This is a genomic window from Cognatazoarcus halotolerans, assembly GCF_009800965.1.
Lineage (GTDB): Bacteria > Pseudomonadota > Gammaproteobacteria > Burkholderiales > Rhodocyclaceae > Cognatazoarcus > Cognatazoarcus halotolerans.
This window is the reverse complement of sequence record NZ_WUAF01000006.1, coordinates 96,174-114,845: the sequence shown is the minus strand read 5'-3', so window position 1 is coordinate 114,845 and position 18,672 is coordinate 96,174. Positions and strand designations below refer to the sequence as shown.

The following is an 18,672-nucleotide window of genomic DNA, read 5'->3' as shown; positions in this document are numbered from 1 at the left end:
TCCAAAGACTTTTCCCATGGCTGACTATCGCAAGACCCTCAACCTGCCCGATACGCCGTTCCCGATGCGAGGCGATCTCGCCAAGCGCGAGCCGGGCTGGATCGCGAATTGGCAGAAGAAAAAGCTCTACCAGAAGATCCGCAAGGCTGCCGCCGGCCGGCCCAAGTTCATCCTGCATGACGGCCCCCCGTACGCCAACGGCAGCCTCCACTTGGGTCATGCGCTGAACAAGATCCTGAAGGACATCATCGTGCGATCGCGCACAATGGCCGGATTCGACGCCCCCTACGTTCCGGGCTGGGACTGCCACGGTCTGCCCATCGAGCACAAAGTGGAAGTCACCCACGGCAAGAACCTCTCCGGCGACAAGGTGCGCGAACTGTGCCGCGCCTATGCTGCCGAGCAGATCGAAGGACAGCTCAAGGATTTCGTCCGCCTTGGTGTGCTGGGTGATTGGGACAACCCCTACAAGACGATGAACTTCGCCAACGAAGCCAACGAGATCAGGGCGCTGGCGGAAATGGTCAAGGCTGGCTATGTTTTCAAGGGTCTAAAGCCGGTCAACTGGTGTTTCGACTGCGGCTCGGCACTTGCCGAGGCCGAGGTCGAGTACGCCGACAAGAAATCCCCGGCCATTGACGTGGCGTTCCCGGTCTACGAGTCGGCCCGGCTTGCTGAAGCCTTCGGCCTCGGCGCGCTTGCCAAGCCCGCTGCGGCGGTGATCTGGACCACCACGCCGTGGACGATTCCCGCCAACCAAGCCCTCAATATCCATCCTGAGTACGAGTACGCGCTCGTCGACGCCGGAGACCGCCTGCTGGTACTTGCCAAGGATCTGGTCGAGAGCTGCCTGGCACGCTACGCGCTCAAAGGCACGGTGATCGCGACCTGTCTTGGCCAGGCACTTGACCGCATCGAGTTTCGTCATCCGCTGTTCGATCGCGTTTCGCCGGTTTACCTGGCGGACTATGTCGGTCTCGACGCCGGCACCGGAATCGTGCATTCGGCGCCGGCCCACGGCGTGGACGACTTCAATGCATGGCATGCCTATGGCCGTGACAACGACGAGATCATCGCTCCGGTAACAGGCAGCGGGCATTTCGTCAGCGATCTGCCCTTCTTCGGCGGCCTGATGATCTGGAAAGCCAATCCGCAGATCGTCGACAAGCTCGCCGAGGTCGGCGCGTTGCTCTCGCAGGAGTCGATCAATCACAGCTACATGCACTGCTGGCGCCACAAGACGCCAGTGATCTACCGCGCGACCGCGCAGTGGTTTGTCGGTATGGACCGCCAGCCCGCCGAAGGCCCTACCCTTCGCGAACGCGCCTTGAAGGGCGTCGAAACGACCCGCTTTTTCCCGGCCTGGGGACAATCCAGGCTGCACGCGATGATCGCCAACCGCCCGGATTGGTGCATCTCGCGCCAGCGCAACTGGGGCGTGCCGATTCCTTTCTTCCTGCACAAGGAGACTGGCGAACTCCATCCGCGCACTGTTGAGCTGATGGAAGAGGTCGCCAAACGCGTCGAGAAAGAAGGCATCGAGGCTTGGTTCAAGCTGGGCACCTCCGAACTCCTCGGCGCCGAAGCCGAACAGTACGACAAGATCAGCGACACGCTGGACGTCTGGTTCGATTCGGGTACGACACACTGGCACGTGCTGCGCGGCTCCCACCCTGACGGTCACACCGAAGGGCCGCGCGCCGACCTCTACCTCGAAGGCTCCGACCAGCACCGCGGCTGGTTCCATTCGTCCTTGCTCACCGGCTGCGCGATCGACGGCCATCCGCCCTACAAGGCGCTGCTCACGCACGGCTTCACGGTGGACGAGAAAGGCCGCAAGATGAGCAAGTCCCTCGGCAACACCATCCTGCCGCAGGAGGTATCCGACAAGCTCGGTGCCGAGATCCTGCGCCTGTGGGTCGCCAGCACGGACTATTCCGGCGAGCTCGCAATGTCGAAGGAGATCCTCGATCGCGTGGTCGAGGCTTACCGACGGATCCGCAACACCTTGCGCTTCCTGCTCGCCAACGCTGCGGACTTCGACATCTCCACGGATGCCGTCCCGCTCAAGCAATGGCTTGACATCGACCGCTACGCACTGGCCTTCACCCGCAGGATGGCGCAGCAGGCCGAAGCGGACTACGCAAAATTCGAGTTCCATCGCGTGGTACAAGCGCTGCAGATCTTCTGCTCCGAGGATCTCGGAGCCTTCTACCTCGACATCCTTAAGGATCGCCTCTACACCACCAAGGCAGGCAGCCACGCCCGCCGCTCGGCGCAGACGACGTTGTGGCACATCACCCAGACGCTTGTCCGTCTGATGGCGCCCGTCCTCTCCTTCACCGCCGAAGAAGTGTGGAACGTGCTGAGCAGGGATGCAGAAGATAGCGTGATGCTGCACACCTTCCACGCACTGCCCGAACAGGCCGGCGAAGAAGGTTTGATCGCTCGCTGGGAGATCATCCGCGCGGTGCGCAGCGACGCCCTCAAGGTCATCGAGGGCCTGAGGACCGAAGGCAAGGTCGGCTCGTCGCTTCAGGCAGAGCTCAGCCTCACGCTGACCGGGGACAAACATGTGGCGCTGGCATCACTCGGCGACGATCTCAAATTTACGCTCATGACCTCTTCCGCCCGGCTCACGCTGGCGACCACGGCAGACGACGAGACTATTCTCGCCACCCCCAGCACACATGCGAAGTGCGAACGCTGCTGGCACTACTCACCGGACGTCGGGACAAATGCCGAACACCCGACAATCTGCGCCCGGTGCGGCAGCAACCTCTTCGGCGACGGTGAGGAGCGTACCCATGCCTGATCAAGCCCGACACGGAGCATGGCGATGACCCCGCGCCTGGCCGGGTGGTTGGGCCTCGCCGTGCTTGTTGCCGCACTCGATCAGGCGAGCAAGTACTGGATCATGGCCGTGCTGAACTTTGGCGAGAACGTTCCCGTAACGGGATTCTTCGATCTCGTGCTGGTCTTCAACCCGGGCGCGGCCTTCAGTTTTCTGGCTCACCACTCTGGTTGGCAACGCTGGTTCTTCATCATACTGGCCTTCGCGATCTGCAGCTGGCTCCTCTCCTTGCTGCGGCACCATCAGGACGAAACCCTTTTGCCGACAGCCTTTTCGCTGATCATCGGCGGTGCGGTGGGCAACGTAATCGATCGTTTCGTATTTGGCGCCGTGGTCGATTTTCTTTATTTTCACGTTGGCCGCTATGGCTGGCCAGCATTCAACCTTGCCGATTCCGCCATCACGCTGGGCGTCGTCCTCATGCTGGTCGGCCAACTGAAGGGACAGCGCGGCGCGTCGTCCCCGGAGAAGATTTCGTGATCCAGACCGTTCTTCCGAATAGCCTCGTCACCCTAAACTACCGAATCGCACTCGAGGGCGGCCCCTCAGTGATCGACACTTTCGCAGGCACACCGGCCACATTGCAACTGGGCGCCGGCGAGATCCTGCCCAGCCTCGAGGCTTGTCTCACCGGCATGGAAGTCGGCAAGTTCCAGAGTTTCCTGCTTGAACCCGAGCAGGCTTTCGGTACTCACAAGCCCGAGCTCGTCGAACGCGTGCGGCGTGCAGACATGATGGAAAGCGAAATCGAGGCAATGAGCATCATGGAATTCACGGCACCGGACGGCTCCCGCTATCAAGGGCTGGTCCGCGAGGTAGATGACGAGATCGCGGTGATCGACTTCAATCACCCGCTCGCGGGAAAATCGATCCGTCTGGACGTGGAAGTGATCGGAATCCTGTAACCCGGACCTTCCGGCAGAGGCAATGATGAACGACAAGGAAATTCTGCTCGCCAACCCACGCGGTTTCTGCGCCGGTGTCGAACGCGCGATCGAGATCGTGGAGCGGGCGCTGGTACGCTTCGGGGCGCCGATCTACGTGCGTCACGAGGTCGTACACAACAAGTTCGTGGTGGATGGACTGCGCGCCAAGGGCGCCGTGTTCATCGAGGATCTCAGCGACGTGCCACCGGGGAATACCGTGGTGTTCAGTGCCCACGGCGTTCCCCAGTCGGTGCGCTCGGAAGCTCAGGCGAGAGGCCTGCAGGTGTTCGATGCCACCTGCCCACTCGTCACCAAGGTGCATCTCGAGGTCGCCAGAATGCGCGAACAGGGACGGGAGCTGGTGATGATCGGCCATAAAGGGCACCCCGAGGTCGAGGGCACCATGGGCCAGGTGAAGGACGGGATCCACCTTGCCGAAACGGTTGCCGATGTTGCGACCCTGCAGGTTGCTAATCCCGACATGCTGGCATATGTCACCCAGACAACCTTGTCGATGGACGACGCAGCCGCGATCGTTGACGCGCTTCGCAAGCGATTTCCGGCGATCATTGGCCCGAAAAAGGACGACATCTGCTATGCCACGCAGAATCGCCAGGACGCCGTGAAATTCATGGCGCCGCAGGCGGACGTCGTATTCGTGGTGGGCTCGCTCAACAGTTCCAACTCGAACCGGCTCAGGGAAGTCGCCGAATTGCGTGGCGTGCCGGCCTATCTTGTCGACAACGCCGAGGACATCGATCCGGCCTGGCTCGAAGGCAAGCGCCGGATCGGCGTAACGGCAGGGGCATCCGCCCCCGAGGTATTGGTTGCCGCCGTGATCGATCGGCTCAAGAGCCTCGGCGGGACTTCCGTACGGTCTCTCGAAGGGGTACCGGAAAGAGTCACCTTCCCGCTACCCAGGGAATTGCAGAACGTACAGTCCGGTTAGGCCATGGAGACGAAATACGTAAAGTGATGTTCCGGAAACAACCCGTCACCGCGGATGTAGCTAGAATATCCAGCTTCATCGTCCCGCCCGGATCAGGAACCATGTATCTCCGCCGCATCGCACTGCCTTTCATGCTTTCCCTGCTCGCTGCCTGCACGACCGCACCACCAGCGCCAACGGCGGAAAAGTCGGTCTCTTCCGAGCTGCCCAAAGCAGGCGGGGATCAGCAACTCAATTTCGACCTCGCGAGCGGTACCTATCGGTGCGACATGGGCCAGAAGGTTGAAGTACTGCGCGACCGGGAGAATGCGAACCACGTACGCATCGGATGGGGCGGCGGCCACTACGATCTCAGCCGCAACCACTCCTATTCCGGCCTGCCACGCTACGAGGATGCAGGAAGCGGCCTTGTATGGATCGATCTTCCGTGGAAGAGCATTTTGCTCGATGGTCATCGCAACAAACCTCTCGCGAGCGATTGCACGCAGGTTTGAGCGGTCCCGACACCCCGGATACCAATTGCAGAAAGTGGAACGGCGCCAGATGGCGCCGTTCCACTTTTTCTGTTTCGGAAGTTCAATCCCGATGATGATGGCGTGAATGCTTCTTGTAATGACCGTACTTGTGACCACGCCCGCGACGATCACCATCGTCGCGGTAGTCGACCCGCTCACGATACACGTTACGTTCTCGGGCTCGTCCCGAACCTGACTCGGAAACATTCTTGCCGACGACCGCGCCGGCCGCCCCGCCGATCGCGGCACCCGCAGTTCCCCCCAGGGCCGCGCCACCTGCGCCGCCCAACGCACCGCCAAGCATCGCGCCGCTCTTTCCACGTCCGTCGTTGCCCGCCGCAGCACCGACCGCGCCGCCAACCGCGCCACCCAGTACTGCGCCATCCTTACCACCAACGGAGTGACCGATCACGGCACCTGCCGCCGCCCCCAGGCCGCCACCCAAGGCAGTGCCGACATCGCCCGCCATTGCACCGGCACTCAGACAGCCCCACATGAGAACCACACTTGCAACCCTGCGCATACATCATTCTCCGATCCAGAATCGGGATGCAGTATGCAGGCCTTCGAGGTGGAGCCCGAACAAAAGCTGTTACCGGTTACGTATCGGACGATCAGTCAGCAGCCCACAGAATTGAAGCAAGGGTCTGTTTTTACTGAAAATTTTCTTAATGCGGCGATACTTTGCTGTATCGGAGAGCTGTCGGCGTTTTCGTTCGCTTACAAATCACAGGGGCTAGAGATCGATCACGCCTCCACCAAGACACACCTTCGATTCGTAAACCACAACGCTCTGCCCCGGTGTAAGCGCCCACTGTGGCTGCGCAAAGGCTATTTCTGCACGGCCCTCGCCGAGCGCATCGATTTCGCAAGGCATGTCCGGCGTGCGGTAGCGCGGCTTGGCGGTGTACACCCAGTGAGTTCGCGGCTCCCTACCTGACACCCAGGACAACTGCGTCGCAGTCAAGCGATCGCGAAGCAGTGCCGTGTGATCGTGCCCCTGCACGACATAAAGCACGTTTGCAGCCATGTCCTTGCTGACGACATACCAGGCATCGTGCTCTCCGGCATCATCCTGATTTCCCTTGATTCCGCCTATGTGCAATCCCTTGCGCTGACCGATCGTGTGGTACATCAGCCCTTGATGCTCTCCGAGTACCCGATTGTCGTCGAAGCTGCGGATTTCACCGGGTTCGGTCGGCAGGTAGCGCATCAGGAATTCCCGGAACGGGCGCTCTCCGATAAAGCAGATACCGGTTGAATCCTTCTTGTCGTGGACGTGTAGACCCGCTGCAGCCGCCATTTTCCGGACCTCTCGCTTGTATAGCTGACCAAGCGGAAAGAGGGTCTTTGAAAGCTGAGCCTGGTTCAGGCGATAGAGGAAATAGCTCTGATCCTTGGTCCCGTCTTCGGCCTTCAGCAGTTGAAAGTCGGTACGGCCGTCGTTCGACCATTCACGCACCTGCGCGTAATGGCCAGTGGCGATCTTGTCAGCGCCAAGCTGCATTGCGTGGTCGAGAAAGCAGCGAAACTTGATTTCGCTGTTGCAGAGGATATCGGGGTTCGGCGTGCGACCCGCCTCATACTCGGCAAGAAACTCGGCAAACACCCGGTCCTTGTATTCCTTCGAAAAGTTGACCACTTCAAGATCGATGCCGAGCACATCCGCGACAGACGCGACATCGACGAGATCCTGACGGGTGGAGCAATATTCGGAATCATCGTCGTCTTCCCAGTTCTTCATGAACAGGCCGACGACCTTGTAACCCTGTCGCTTGAGCAGCAGGGCAGCCACCGACGAGTCGACGCCGCCAGACATGCCGACCACAACGGTCATACCATTCGGATCTTTATCACTGGACATTCGGTCCTTCTCCCCCAAGCCAGGCACCTAACGGCAATATCACCGCCGGCTCTCCATGTTCCACGAACCAGCTGTCGATCACGAAACGCGGCAATTCCACGCTCCGCCCGGCAACAGCCGATGTCTTTTCCATATCTGTCCCTTGCTTGGCGATCAAGTCCTCACAATCGCACAGTACCAAGAGATAAGGCACATAATCCGCGACCGGATCCACTGAAGCCGGTCGGGCAAGCGGGACTTCCAGTTCCTCGAGTGCAGCCGAGAAATGCTGAAAAATGAGAAAACTACGGCGCTGCTGACCAATCAGGCGATGAAAACGCATCGCCCCGCTCGCCTCGAGCATTGCCAGCATGCGGGTGGTCGATTCGGAATGATCGATGCAGTCCATCTTTCCATATACGCCCTCGTCCAGGTAATCGCCCTTGCGGTCCGCGTGGATCGGAGACTGCCTGCCCGCTTCCCGATAAAGCAAGCCAACGACCTCGGCGAGACGTCTTCGCTCATCCTGCGCGCTCCCGGCCTGCTGCACGTAGGTCACCTGTCGTTCGATCAAGGAGTCCTCGAAGCTCACGCGAGCCTCGTTCTGACAACCGTAATTGAAGCAAATGTCGAGCTCAGCAGCCCGCACCGGCGCCGTCAGCAGCACAACAAGCCAGAGCACGCGACGTAGCACCTCTATTCCCGATAATGACGGAGCAACTCGAGTCCGTAGCGGCGACCAGCCACAAAGTCTTCGATACATTGCAACACCAACGGGCTACGGTGGCGCGCGCGACACGCGCTGATCTCGTCGAAGCTCATCCATACAGCCCGTACGATACCGTCGTCGAGCTTGCGCGCCGGGTCGCACATTCCGGCCTCGCCACAAAAGGCGAACCGCAGGTAGGTGATTTCGCCGTCGGGCCGCGGCCACTGATAGATGCCGACCAGTGCATTCGGCACGAAGCCATGGGCAGTCTCTTCCAGCGTCTCCCGCACCACGGCCTCGACCAGCGATTCACCCCGCTCGAGATGCCCGGCCGGTTGGTTGAACCGCAGCCCGTCCACGGTCTCTTCTTCGACCAGCAGGAAACGACCACCCCGCTCCACAACCGCGGCCACCGTGACGTTTGGTTTCCAGCTTCTTTCCATGCCCGGCATTCTAACTGTTGCGCCACGCTCACGCCCGTTTCTGCCATTCGGCAAATCCGCTAGAATTGCCGGTCTCGATCAAACGCAACGCTGGAGATTCCAACATGTCCATGGCCGACCGCGACGGCTTCATCTGGTACGACGGCAAAATGGTGCCGTGGCGCGATGCCACGACCCATGTGCTGACCCATTCACTGCACTATGGGCTGTCGGTCTTCGAAGGCGTACGGGCATACAACACCGTCAACGGCACGGCAATCTTCCGCCTGCGTGAACACACCCAGCGACTGATCAACTCAGGCAAGATCTACCTCATGAACCTGCCCTACTCCATCGAGCAACTGATGGAAGCGCAACTCGAGGTTGTCCGCGCCAACAAACTCGAATCCTGTTACCTGCGGCCCATCGCTTTCTATGGTTCGGAGAAAATGGGCATTTCGACCCGAGGCTCAACCGTCCACGTGGCGATCGCCGCCTGGCCATGGGGCGCTTATCTCGGCGAAGACGGCCTCAAGAACGGCATCCGCGTACGCACCTCCTCGTTCGCACGCCATCACGTCAACGTCACGATGCCGCGGGCGAAGGTCGCCACCACCTACGCAAACTCCATTCTCGCCAACCTTGAGGCAACTCAGGACGGATATGATGAAGCGCTCCTCCTGGATACCCAGGGCTTCGTTGCCGAGGGGGCGGGGGAGAATCTGTTCGTTGTCAAGGACGGCAAGATCTATGAACCCGAAATCGCCTCGGCACTGACCGGCATCACCCGCGATTCGGTCATTCAGGTCGCACGTGAATTCGGCCTCGAAGTCCAGCCCCGACGGCTCACGCGCGACGACATCTACATCGCCGACGAAGCCTTCTTCACCGGCACGGCAGCAGAAGTCACGCCAATCCGCGAGCTGGACAACCGGGTCATCGGTAGCGGCACCCGCGGACCGATTACCGAAAAGCTGCAGTCGCGCTTCTTCGATATCGTCAATGGCCGCGCCCCCGAATACGAACACTGGCTTTCCTTTATCTGAGCGAGCGCGCCATGACCGACACCCAATCCAAGGAACAGACCATCCCGGTTTCCGCCGCGGACCTGCCGCTGCACTGCCCGCAACCCGGAGCCCCGCTCTGGGCGCGCCACCCGCGGGTTTTCCTCGACGTCCTCAAGGAAGGTGAAGCGGTGTGCCCATACTGCAGCGCACACTACGTGTTCACCGGCGAACGCCCGAAAGGGCATCACTGACGCAGCGGCGTTCGCGTCGCTTCAAACAGATGGCCGGTGCTTCGTCTGCGCCGGCCATTTTTTTCCGGGATCATCCATCGCCATGAGTACGCCCTTCTTCTCTTCCGCCGAAGAAGTCGAGACCGCCTTCTATGATGCACTCGCCCGCGCCGATCTCGATGCAATGATGGCCGTATGGTCCGAGGATGACGAACCTGTCTGCATCCATCCGGGCGGCCCCCGCCTGCACGGCATGCCGGCAATTCGTGATGCGTGGCAGCAGCTCTTTGCCGGCGGCCCGCGGCTGCGGATAAAGCTGTCCGAACTTCTCGTTCAGGAAAGCCCGATGTTCATCGTTCGTAGCCTGATCGAAGAGATCAGCATGGAAGGAATTTCCAGCCACCGTCCGACACCAGTCCTCGCCACGAACATCTACATTCGGGGTCCTCAGGGCTGGAGAATGGTGCTGCATCACGCCTCGCCCCTGCCGGCAGAGGAACACCCCACGCATGACGAAGCCCGACATACGCTTCACTGACAAGAACAACGGCACTGCGCCCTATCAGGCACCGCCCTGGCTCCCCGGAGCACATCTCCAGACGATTTTCCCGCTCGCGCGCAAGGGCCCGGCACCCAGTTATCGGAGAGAGCGGTGGGAAACGCCCGACGGGGATTTCATCGATCTTGATTGGCTGACAGATCGGCCGGGAGCACCGCTCGTCGTGCTGTTTCACGGCCTCGAGGGCTCAAGTCGCTCGCACTATGCGCGAGCATTGATGCGCGAACTATCCCGGATCGGCTGGAACGGCGTGGTACCGCATTTCCGCGGCTGTTCCGGCGAACCCAATCGTCTTGAGCGTGCCTATCATTCCGGCGACAGTGACGAAGTCGACTGGATTCTGCGCCGCATCGCGGCCATTCATGCGGACATTCCCCGCTATGCGGTCGGGGTATCTCTGGGTGGCAACGCGCTGCTCAAGTGGCTCGGTGAGCAGAGCTTAGGGGCGACCGGGCTGATCGACGCCGCGGCGGCCGTCTGCCCACCACTCGATCTCAACATATCCGGCCACGCACTCGGCGCGGGATTCAACCGGATCTACACCCTCAACTTCCTCGCAACATTGAAGCGCAAGGCACTGCACAAACTGGGCAGCATCGGTGGCCCGTGCGACCTGGATGCGGTGCGACAGGCAAGAACGCTGCATGAATTCGACGATGCCTACACGGCGCCGTTGCACGGATTTCACAGTGCCGACGATTACTGGACGCGTGCATCGAGCAGGCCCTGGTTACGGCATATCACCGTACCGACGCTCCTGATCAACGCTCGCAACGACCCGTTCGTGCCAATTCCGGCCCTCCCCGAGATCTCCGAACTGTCCCCCGCCGTCCGCTTCGAAACACCGGTTTCGGGCGGCCACGTCGGCTTCCTGGACGGCCGCTGGCCTGGCCACCTGCAATGGCTGCCCCGTCGAGTACTTGCCCACTTTCAGCTGACGGGCAGCCAGGTGCCACACCCAGCCATCGTAACCGCGGCGAGACAAGTCGATGCTGCTTTGCAATAATGCCTCCTGCCCGAACCTGACGGAAATCCCATGAGCCAGCCCAGATACCCTCTTCCCGCACCCGAGATCTTCAAGGCCTACGACATACGCGGCATCGTGGACACGGTTCTAACCCCGACCGCCGCAAGGGCAATCGGCCATGCCCTCGGCTCCGAAGCACGTGCCCGCCGGCAGCAATGCATCGCGGTTGGCCGCGACGGACGCCTCTCAGGGCCGGCGCTTGCAGGTGCGTTGGCCGACGGAATCCGTGCGGCAGGTGTCGACGTGATCGACATCGGTTGCGTTCCGACACCGCTCACCTATTTCGCCGCATATCAGCTTGGCGCGGACTCCTGCGTGTCGGTCACCGGCAGCCATAACCCACCAGACTACAACGGTCTGAAAATGGTACTTGGCGGCGAGACGCTCTACGGAACGATGATTCAGGACCTGCGTCGCCGCATCGCTGAAGACGATTTCGCATTCGGCAGCGGCGCACTCAGCAGCGCCGACGTCGTTCCGGCCTACATCGAGCGAGTCGTCTCGGACGTCAAACTGACCCGGCCAATGAAAGTGGTCATCGATTGCGGCAATGGGGTTGCCGGAGCCGTCGCTCCCGAACTGTTCCGCAAGCTCGGTTGCGAGCTTGTCGAGCTGTTCTGCGAAGTCGACGGCAACTTCCCCAATCATCACCCGGACCCGTCGAAACCGGAAAATCTCGAGGACGTCATTCGCGCACTCAGGGAAACCGACGCCGAGATCGGTCTCGCCTTCGATGGCGATGGCGACCGGCTCGGCGTCGTAACCAAGGATGGGGAAATCATCTACCCTGATCGTCAGCTCATGCTCTTCGCCGAGGACGTACTCTCGCGCGTCCCGGGTGGGCAGATCATCTACGACGTGAAGTGCACCCGCAACCTCGCCGGCTGGATCCGCGAACGCGGCGGCGAACCGCTGATGTGGAATACCGGTCACGCGTTGGTAAAGGCCAAGCTCAAGGAAACCGGCGCCCCCCTGGCCGGGGAAATGAGCGGTCATGTGTTCTTCAAGGAGCGCTGGTACGGCTTCGACGATGGCCTCTACACGGCCGCGCGGCTGCTGGAGATCCTCTCTCGCAGCGCCGATCCGAGTGCAGTGCTGAGGGCGCTGCCGAACGCCATCAGCACACCGGAACTCAATATCAAGATGAACGAAGGGGAACCGTTCGCGCTGGTAAACAAGCTCAAGGCCGAGGCCCGCTTCGACGGCGCCCAGAACATTCTCACGCTCGACGGCGTGCGCGTCGAATACGCCGACGGCTTTGGGCTCGCCCGCCCCTCGAACACCACGCCCGTCGTGGTATTGCGCTTCGAGGCCGATACCGAGGAGGGGATCGAGCGCATCAAGGCGGATTTCCGGCATGCAATCGAAGGTATCTGGCCGGGGATTTCACTGCCTTTCTGAGCACCGGCACGGTCGTGAAGAACGATTGCCCGCAAAGTGATCGCTGTCCGGCATTGCCTCGAACATCTGCTGTTACCAATCTGCCGTGACGCCCGGCTCGCCGATCGCTATGATCTACGCGCTAGCCCACCCAACGCAAACACTCAGCGAACAACTCAGTCAGGGAGATCAACATCATGCTCAAGCGGACGGCTCATCTCTACATTGCCTTCAGTATCGCAATCACCGGCTTCGCGCAGAGCGCCTCGGCCGCGCTCGTGGGCGCCGAAGACGTTGCTCGCGCTCAGGTCGAACAACCGGCGTCCCGGGATGCCCATGCGCGCCTCCAGGAGCTTCTCGCCAGGCCCGATGTGCAGGCGGAGCTCGTACGCCAGGGTGTTGATCCTGCACTCGCTGCAGAGCGGGCCGCGTCGCTGAGCGCGGAGGATGCACAAAAGCTGGCGGCCAACATGGATTCCGCGCCGGCTGGTGGTGATGTCCTCGGCGCGATCCTGCTGGTGTTCTTTGTCCTGCTGCTGACCGACATCCTCGGTTTCACGAAGATCTTCCCGTTCACCCGCTCGGTCCGTTGAGGCCGCAGCAACTCCGGCGACGGCTGCGCAACTGGCTGCTTGCGGTTGCAGTCGTCGCACTTGGCGGCTGTGCCGCCACGGGTCTGCGACCCGCGCTCGAATCGAGCTCCGTTGAGCGTCAGGTCGAGCTGGCTGCTACGCCGTTCTACCCACAGGAAAAATATCAGTGCGGCCCCGCTGCGCTGGCCACCTCCCTGGGCGCCATCGGCATCGAGGCCGCCCCGGACAAGCTCGTCGACGAGGTCTACGTTCCTGCACGCAAGGGCAGCTTCCAGATCGAGATGCTGGCCGCTGCCAGACGCAACGGTGCCGTGGCCTTCGTGCTTCCCGATCGAATCGACGCCCTGCTCGCAGAACTGGCAGCCGGCAATCCTGTACTGGTGCTGCTCAATCTGGGTCTCTCCTGGATCCCGTCCTGGCATTACGCGGTGGCAATCGGCTACGATCTCGACCGCGGCGAGATCGTGCTCCGCTCGGGTACGACCGCTCGGCAGGTGATGAGCCTCAACACCTTCATGCATACATGGAACCGTAGCGACCGATGGGCTTTCGTCGCTTTGCCGCCGGGGAAACTGGCGGTCAGCGCCGACGAACAGGCGACTCAGGACGCCACCCTCGCGTTCGCACGTCTCGCCACCACCGCCAATGCGCGCAGTGCCTACTACGCCGCTTTGCAACGCTGGCCGGACAATCTGCCTCTGGCCATCGGCCTTGGCAACGCCGCCTACGAATCGGGAGACCTCGACGGCGCCCGTCAGGCCTTCGAAGCCGCGTCGAAAACCCATCCGGAAGACGGTGCGATACTCAACAACCTCGCGTTCATTCTCGCCAAACAGGGCCACATCGCAGCCGCACGCAGAACGGCAAGACAGGCGTTGGCGCTTGGCGACCGGTGGCGGCAGGAAGCCCAGAAAACGCTCGACCAGATCGAGTCGATGACAAACGCACCGGGCGAGGGCCCGAAGCCAAAAAAGCAGCCCTAATCCACAGCGCCACCGGCCCCGATCCGAAACCGGTGGCCTTGCGGTGAGGCCGGCACGCCGCGCCGGCCTCACCGCATTCAACGCGTTTTCGGATTTAGCGAACCGCGGTTGTAGTCAGGGTCGCCCGGCATGATGTAGCGGGTACCAAACCAGCCGCCCTGTGCATCCTTGGGTCGCAGATGATTCTCCGGATAGGTCTCGGCAACACGCGCGGCCTCCGCCTGCCGCTCCGCGTCGCGGTATTCCCAGCGACCATTGGGCAGCAGACGAACGGCGTGGCCGTCCGCTGTCGTGGCATCGATCACCGAGCCCTCGCCGCCCATTGCGGCCATGCTCGCGAGCACGAGGCTCGCTGCGGCGACCGTGTGGCGCATCAGAGTTTGCCCTCGACCCAGCCGGCCACGCTGGCCAGCGCCGTCGGCAGATTCTCAGGTTGTGTCCCCCCCGCCTGGGCCATGTCCGGTCGGCCACCGCCCTTGCCACCGACCTGCTGGGCAACGAAATTCACGAGTTCACCCGCCTTGGTCCGGGCCGTCAGGTCTGCTGTGACCCCCGCAATCAGGCTCACCTTTCCTTCACTGACCGACGAGAGCAGGACGACCGCGGAGCCAAGCTTGTCCTTGAGCTTGTCGATCGTTTCACGCAAGGTCGGAACATCGGCGCCATCAAGCATTGCCGCCAGTACCTTCGCACCCTTGATCTCGACCGCCTGAGCGGCGAGATCGTCTCCTTGGCTGGATGCCAGCTTGCTCTTGAGACGCGAAATTTCCTTCTCGAGCGCGCGGACGTTGTCGACTACCTGGCTCACACGGGCAAGCAACTCGTTGGGCTGGGCCTTGAGGGTTCCAGTGATCGCATCGAGCAGATCCTCCTGGTGCTGCACCAACGTCAGCGCATTCCCGCCCGTCACCGCTTCGATCCGGCGGACGCCTGCGGCCACGCCGCCCTCGGTGGTTATCCGGAAGAGGCCGATATCGCCAGTTCGGGCAACATGGGTACCGCCGCACAGCTCCTTGGAACTACCAATCGACAGTACCCTCACCTCGTCAGCGTACTTTTCCCCGAATAGCATCATCGCGCCGGATTGCTGGGCAGCCTCGAGCGGCATCACCTCCGCCGAGGTCGCGGTATTGGCGAGAAGCTCGGCGTTGACACGGCGCTCCACCTCACGAATTTCGGCTCGTGTCATCGGCTGGGTGTGAGCGAAGTCAAAACGCGTCTTGTCGGGATCGACCAGCGACCCCTTCTGCTGCACGTGGGCTCCGAGCACTTCCCGCAGGGCCTTGTGCATGATGTGGGTGACCGAGTGGTTGCGCGCCGTGGCGGCACGGGCAGCCGTATCCACACGCGCGGTGACGCCATTGCCCACGGTGAGCTTGCCGGTCTTCACCACGCCATGATGGCCGAACACAGCGGCCTGAATCTTTTGCGTGTCCTCCACGGCAAAGATGCCGTGGCTGGAGCGCAGTTCGCCACGATCGCCCACCTGGCCGCCGGATTCCGCGTAGAATGGGGTGTTGTCGAGCACCACCACGCCCATCTCCCCCTCGTTCAGTTCATTGACCGACGCGCCATCCTTGTAGAGGGCCAGCACATTGCCGGCAGCTTCCAGCGTATCGTAGCCTTGGAAGGCGGTGGCCGGACCTTCGTATTCCAGGTTGGCGGCCATCTTGAACTTGCCTGCAGCACGTGCCTGCTCCTTCTGGCGCGCCATCGCAGCGTCGAAGGCAGCGGCATCGACGGTCACCTCGCGTTCGCGACACACGTCGGCAGTCAGGTCGAGCGGAAAACCGTAGGTGTCGTGCAGCTTGAATGCGGTCTCGCCGTCGAATACGGTCTTGCCGGCTGCCTTCATGGCCGTAAGTTCGGCCTCGAGGATGGCCATGCCGTTCTCGATGGTGGCGAAGAAGCGATCCTCTTCCTGCTTGAGGATCTCCATCACCTTGACCTGGGCCGCCGTCAGTTCCGGGTAGGCGGCGCCCATCTCGACCACCAGGTCCGGCACCAGCTTGTGGAAGAAGGCAGCGCGGGCGCCGAGCTTGTAGCCGTGGCGGATGGCGCGGCGGATGATGCGGCGCAATACGTAGCCGCGGCCTTCGTTGCCTGGGATGACACCATCAGCCAGCAGGAAAGAACAGGCACGGATATGGTCGGCCAGCACCTTGAGGCTGGGGCTGGTCAGATCGGCACAGCGGGTTTCACGCGCGGCGGCCGCGATCAGGTTCTGGAACAGGTCGATCTCGTAGTTGCTGTGCACGTGCTGCAGCACGGCCGAGATACGCTCCAGGCCCATGCCCGTATCGACCGAGGGCTTGGGCAGCGGGTGCATGACGCCGGCCTCGTCCCGGTTGAACTGCATGAACACGTTGTTCCAGATCTCGATGTAGCGGTCACCGTCTTCCTCGGGCGAGCCCGGGGGACCACCCCAGATGTCGGCGCCGTGATCGTAGAAGATCTCGGTGCACGGGCCACAGGGGCCGGTGTCGCCCATCATCCAGAAGTTGTCGGAGGCGTAACGCGCGCCCTTGTTGTCACCGATGCGGATCACCCGCTCGGCCGGCACGCCAACGGTCTTGGTCCAGATGTCGTAGGCCTCGTCGTCCTCGGCGTAGACCGTCACCCACAGCTTGTCCTTGGGCAGCTTGAAAACCTCGGTCAGCAGCTCCCAGGCGTAGGCGATGGCGTCATGCTTGAAATAGTCTCCGAAGCTGAAATTGCCCAGCATCTCGAAGAAAGTGTGATGTCGCGCGGTGTAGCCGACGTTCTCGAGATCATTGTGTTTTCCGCCCGCGCGTACGCACTTCTGGGAGGTCGTCGCGCGGCTGTAGGTACGCTTGTCGAAGCCAAGGAAGACGTCCTTGAACTGGTTCATGCCCGCGTTGGTAAACAACAGGGTCGGATCCTCGTGCGGCACCAGAGAGCTAGATGCAACGATCTGATGGCCCTTGGACTCAAAGAATTTGAGGAATTTTTCGCGGATTTCGGCGCTTTTCATGGCTGACCGTCTGATTGGAAACCCGTCCGGCAACACGCTGGACAGCCGGCGGATTGTACCTGATGCATCTCTCCCCGAGGGAGATTGCCGGGCGGAGCGAACGATCGGGTCCGCCGACCATGGCCCGCAGAACGCACGGCTAAAACGGCTTCCGGGGAACCCCGATGCCCACGCTCGACGGCTTCCACCTCGGGACGCGGTTCCATGAAACCAGCCGAATCTCCGCCTTCACCTATAATCGACCGATATTCATGTGGAAACAGAAATAATGGGACACCGTCTATCAAAGATCTACACGCGAACCGGAGACGCAGGAACAACCGGCCTTGGCAATGGAAACAGGGTTCCGAAGAACAGCCTTCGCATCGACAGCCTGGGCGAGGTGGACGAACTCAACGCAATCGTGGGACTGCTGTTGTGCGAAGAACTCCCCGAAGGAGTGCGAGCACTGCTCACCGACGTGCAGCACGATCTTTTCGACCTCGGCGGCGAGATCTGCATTCCCGGCATGCAGATGATCACCGCGTCACAGGTGGACAAGCTCGAAACCGAACTGGATGCGTTGAATGCAGACCTCGAGCCGCTCAAGGATTTCATCCTGCCCGGTGGCACCCGTGCCGCGGCCTTGGCCCATCATGCCCGCACCGTCTGCAGAAGGGCCGAACGGGCGGTAGTGGCACTCGCGCAGGAAGAAGAGGTCAACGAAGGACCGCGCCAATACCTCAATCGGCTCTCCGACCTGCTGTTCGTTCTCGGTCGCGTACTCAACCGGGCAGGTGGGCGCGGAGACGTACTCTGGCAGAAGGGCAAAAACGCCTGAGCAAGCAGGAACCCGCCTCATGCATCTATTGCAGTATCAGGTCGATGCGTTCTCGGACAAACCATTCCAGGGCAATCCCGCGGCGGTGTGCCCGCTTTCCGAATGGCTGCCCGATCCCTTGATGCAAGCGCTGGCCAACGAGAACAACCTTTCGGAAACCGCTTTTTTTGTACCTGCCGGAAGCCATTTCGACCTGCGCTGGTTTACCCCGACCAGTGAAGTCGATCTGTGTGGCCATGCCACACTGGCAAGCGCGCACGTACTGTTTCACCACATGAACTGGGCGGCCCCGGAAGTCCTCTTTCAGACCCGCAGTGGCCGGCTGAGGGCGCGGAAGGCAGACGAGCGGATCATCATCGACCTGCCGGCCTGGCCGGCCGTGCGCCTGCGTGACGACGCCAGCATCACCGCCGCGCTCGGCATGGCCCCACGCGAACTGTGGCTGTCGCGTGACTACTATCTCGCCCTGTTCGACGCGGAGCAGTCGGTCCGACGATTGCGGCCTGACATGACCGCCCTTGCCCGGCTTCCGGAATGGGGCCTGATCGCCACGGCACCGGGAGACAGCTGCGATTTCGTGAGCCGCTTCTTCGCGCCGGCGAAAGGCGTACCGGAAGATCCGGTCACCGGCTCTGCCCACTGCGCGCTCACCCCGTTCTGGGCGGAGCGCCTGGGCAAGACCCGTCTCGACGCGTTCCAGTGTTCGCTTCGCGGTGGCAGACTTAGTTGCGAAATCGTGGGTGACAGGGTCGAGATCGCGGGCTCGGCGCTCACGGTAATCGAATCCCGCCTCAACCTGCCCGATCAGATCGTCGAAATCGGACGAGAGATGCCTCGCCCGCGGGTCTGATCGCGATGCC

At 61.7% G+C, this 18,672-nt stretch carries 20 protein-coding genes; 14 read left to right on the top strand and 6 right to left on the bottom strand.

Going from position 1 to position 18,672, the window contains the following annotated elements; translation table 11 throughout:
- The first annotated feature begins 16 nt into the window (after positions 1-16).
- The 5 genes from ileS (at position 17) to GQB03_RS09750 (ending at position 5,223) form a co-directional block, all read left to right on the top strand.
- Positions 17-2,815, top strand: a complete 2,799-nt coding sequence (ileS, locus tag GQB03_RS09770; protein WP_159688092.1) for an isoleucine--tRNA ligase — start codon at positions 17-19, stop codon at positions 2,813-2,815.
- A 24-nt stretch (positions 2,816-2,839) separates the two neighbouring features.
- A complete protein-coding gene (gene lspA / locus GQB03_RS09765) occupies positions 2,840-3,334 on the top strand; it encodes a signal peptidase II (RefSeq protein ID WP_159688089.1) in 495 nt (164 codons plus the stop codon).
- The gene (locus tag GQB03_RS09760) at positions 3,331-3,759 is read left to right on the top strand and encodes an FKBP-type peptidyl-prolyl cis-trans isomerase (RefSeq protein WP_159688085.1); all 429 of its coding nucleotides are present in this window, start codon (positions 3,331-3,333) and stop codon (positions 3,757-3,759) included. Before lspA ends, GQB03_RS09760 begins: the two co-directional genes overlap by 4 nt.
- Positions 3,760-3,784: 25 nt before the next feature.
- Positions 3,785-4,729: a 4-hydroxy-3-methylbut-2-enyl diphosphate reductase gene (gene ispH / locus GQB03_RS09755; protein ID WP_159688082.1), complete on the top strand. Its 945-nt coding sequence runs from the start codon at positions 3,785-3,787 to the stop codon at positions 4,727-4,729.
- Positions 4,730-4,860: 131 nt separating this feature from the next.
- Positions 4,861-5,223, top strand: a complete 363-nt coding sequence (locus GQB03_RS09750; protein WP_235027010.1) for a hypothetical protein — start codon at positions 4,861-4,863, stop codon at positions 5,221-5,223.
- 82 nt (positions 5,224-5,305) lie between these two features.
- Here the strand turns inward: GQB03_RS09750 and GQB03_RS09745 are convergent, their stop codons facing one another.
- From GQB03_RS09745 to GQB03_RS09730, 4 genes are all read right to left on the bottom strand, one after another.
- The gene (locus GQB03_RS09745) at positions 5,306-5,767 is read right to left on the bottom strand and encodes a glycine zipper 2TM domain-containing protein (RefSeq protein WP_159688079.1); all 462 of its coding nucleotides are present in this window, start codon (positions 5,765-5,767) and stop codon (positions 5,306-5,308) included.
- 213 nt (positions 5,768-5,980) lie between these two features.
- Positions 5,981-7,081: a tRNA 2-thiouridine(34) synthase MnmA gene (gene mnmA / locus GQB03_RS09740; protein WP_159688513.1), complete on the bottom strand. Its 1,101-nt coding sequence runs from the start codon at positions 7,079-7,081 to the stop codon at positions 5,981-5,983.
- 16 nt (positions 7,082-7,097) lie between these two features.
- Positions 7,098-7,781: a hypothetical protein gene (locus tag GQB03_RS09735; protein ID WP_159688076.1), complete on the bottom strand. Its 684-nt coding sequence runs from the start codon at positions 7,779-7,781 to the stop codon at positions 7,098-7,100.
- A gap of 2 nt (positions 7,782-7,783) precedes the next feature.
- Positions 7,784-8,239: an NUDIX hydrolase gene (locus GQB03_RS09730; RefSeq protein WP_159688073.1), complete on the bottom strand. Its 456-nt coding sequence runs from the start codon at positions 8,237-8,239 to the stop codon at positions 7,784-7,786.
- Positions 8,240-8,343: 104 nt separating this feature from the next.
- Between GQB03_RS09730 and GQB03_RS09725 the strand changes: the two genes are divergently transcribed.
- The 7 genes from GQB03_RS09725 (at position 8,344) to GQB03_RS09695 (ending at position 13,997) form a co-directional block, all read left to right on the top strand.
- On the top strand, positions 8,344-9,264 hold the full coding sequence (locus GQB03_RS09725) for a branched-chain amino acid transaminase (RefSeq protein WP_159688070.1): 921 nt from the start codon (positions 8,344-8,346) through the stop codon (positions 9,262-9,264).
- 11 nt (positions 9,265-9,275) lie between these two features.
- Entirely contained in the window at positions 9,276-9,476 is a 201-nt protein-coding gene (locus GQB03_RS09720) for a zinc-finger domain-containing protein (RefSeq protein WP_159688067.1), read from the top strand.
- An 82-nt stretch (positions 9,477-9,558) separates the two neighbouring features.
- Entirely contained in the window at positions 9,559-9,993 is a 435-nt protein-coding gene (locus GQB03_RS09715; protein ID WP_159688062.1) for a YybH family protein, read from the top strand.
- Positions 9,965-11,020 carry a hydrolase gene (locus GQB03_RS09710; protein WP_159688058.1) on the top strand — a complete coding sequence of 352 codons (1,056 nt, stop codon included), beginning with the start codon at positions 9,965-9,967 and terminating at the stop codon, positions 11,018-11,020. The genes GQB03_RS09715 and GQB03_RS09710 overlap by 29 nt, the downstream gene beginning before the upstream one ends.
- Before the next feature lie 30 nt (positions 11,021-11,050).
- Positions 11,051-12,442, top strand: a complete 1,392-nt coding sequence (locus tag GQB03_RS09705; protein WP_159688054.1) for a phosphomannomutase/phosphoglucomutase — start codon at positions 11,051-11,053, stop codon at positions 12,440-12,442.
- Positions 12,443-12,618: 176 nt separating this feature from the next.
- The gene (locus GQB03_RS09700) at positions 12,619-13,014 is read left to right on the top strand and encodes a PA2779 family protein (RefSeq protein ID WP_159688050.1); all 396 of its coding nucleotides are present in this window, start codon (positions 12,619-12,621) and stop codon (positions 13,012-13,014) included.
- Positions 13,011-13,997 carry a PA2778 family cysteine peptidase gene (locus tag GQB03_RS09695; RefSeq protein ID WP_200832167.1) on the top strand — a complete coding sequence of 329 codons (987 nt, stop codon included), beginning with the start codon at positions 13,011-13,013 and terminating at the stop codon, positions 13,995-13,997. Before GQB03_RS09700 ends, GQB03_RS09695 begins: the two co-directional genes overlap by 4 nt.
- A 77-nt stretch (positions 13,998-14,074) precedes the next feature.
- Here the strand turns inward: GQB03_RS09695 and GQB03_RS09690 are convergent, their stop codons facing one another.
- Positions 14,075-14,371, bottom strand: a complete 297-nt coding sequence (locus tag GQB03_RS09690) for a hypothetical protein (RefSeq protein ID WP_159688046.1) — start codon at positions 14,369-14,371, stop codon at positions 14,075-14,077.
- A complete protein-coding gene (gene alaS, locus GQB03_RS09685; protein ID WP_159688042.1) occupies positions 14,371-16,992 on the bottom strand; it encodes an alanine--tRNA ligase in 2,622 nt (873 codons plus the stop codon). Before alaS ends, GQB03_RS09690 begins: the two co-directional genes overlap by 1 nt.
- A 268-nt stretch (positions 16,993-17,260) precedes the next feature.
- Between alaS and GQB03_RS09680 the strand changes: the two genes are divergently transcribed.
- Complete coding sequence (locus tag GQB03_RS09680) at positions 17,261-17,812, top strand: cob(I)yrinic acid a,c-diamide adenosyltransferase (protein ID WP_159688038.1); 552 nt, start codon at positions 17,261-17,263, stop codon at positions 17,810-17,812.
- Positions 17,813-17,831: 19 nt separating this feature from the next.
- On the top strand, positions 17,832-18,662 hold the full coding sequence (locus tag GQB03_RS09675) for a PhzF family phenazine biosynthesis protein (RefSeq protein WP_159688033.1): 831 nt from the start codon (positions 17,832-17,834) through the stop codon (positions 18,660-18,662).
- Positions 18,663-18,672 lie beyond the last annotated feature (10 nt).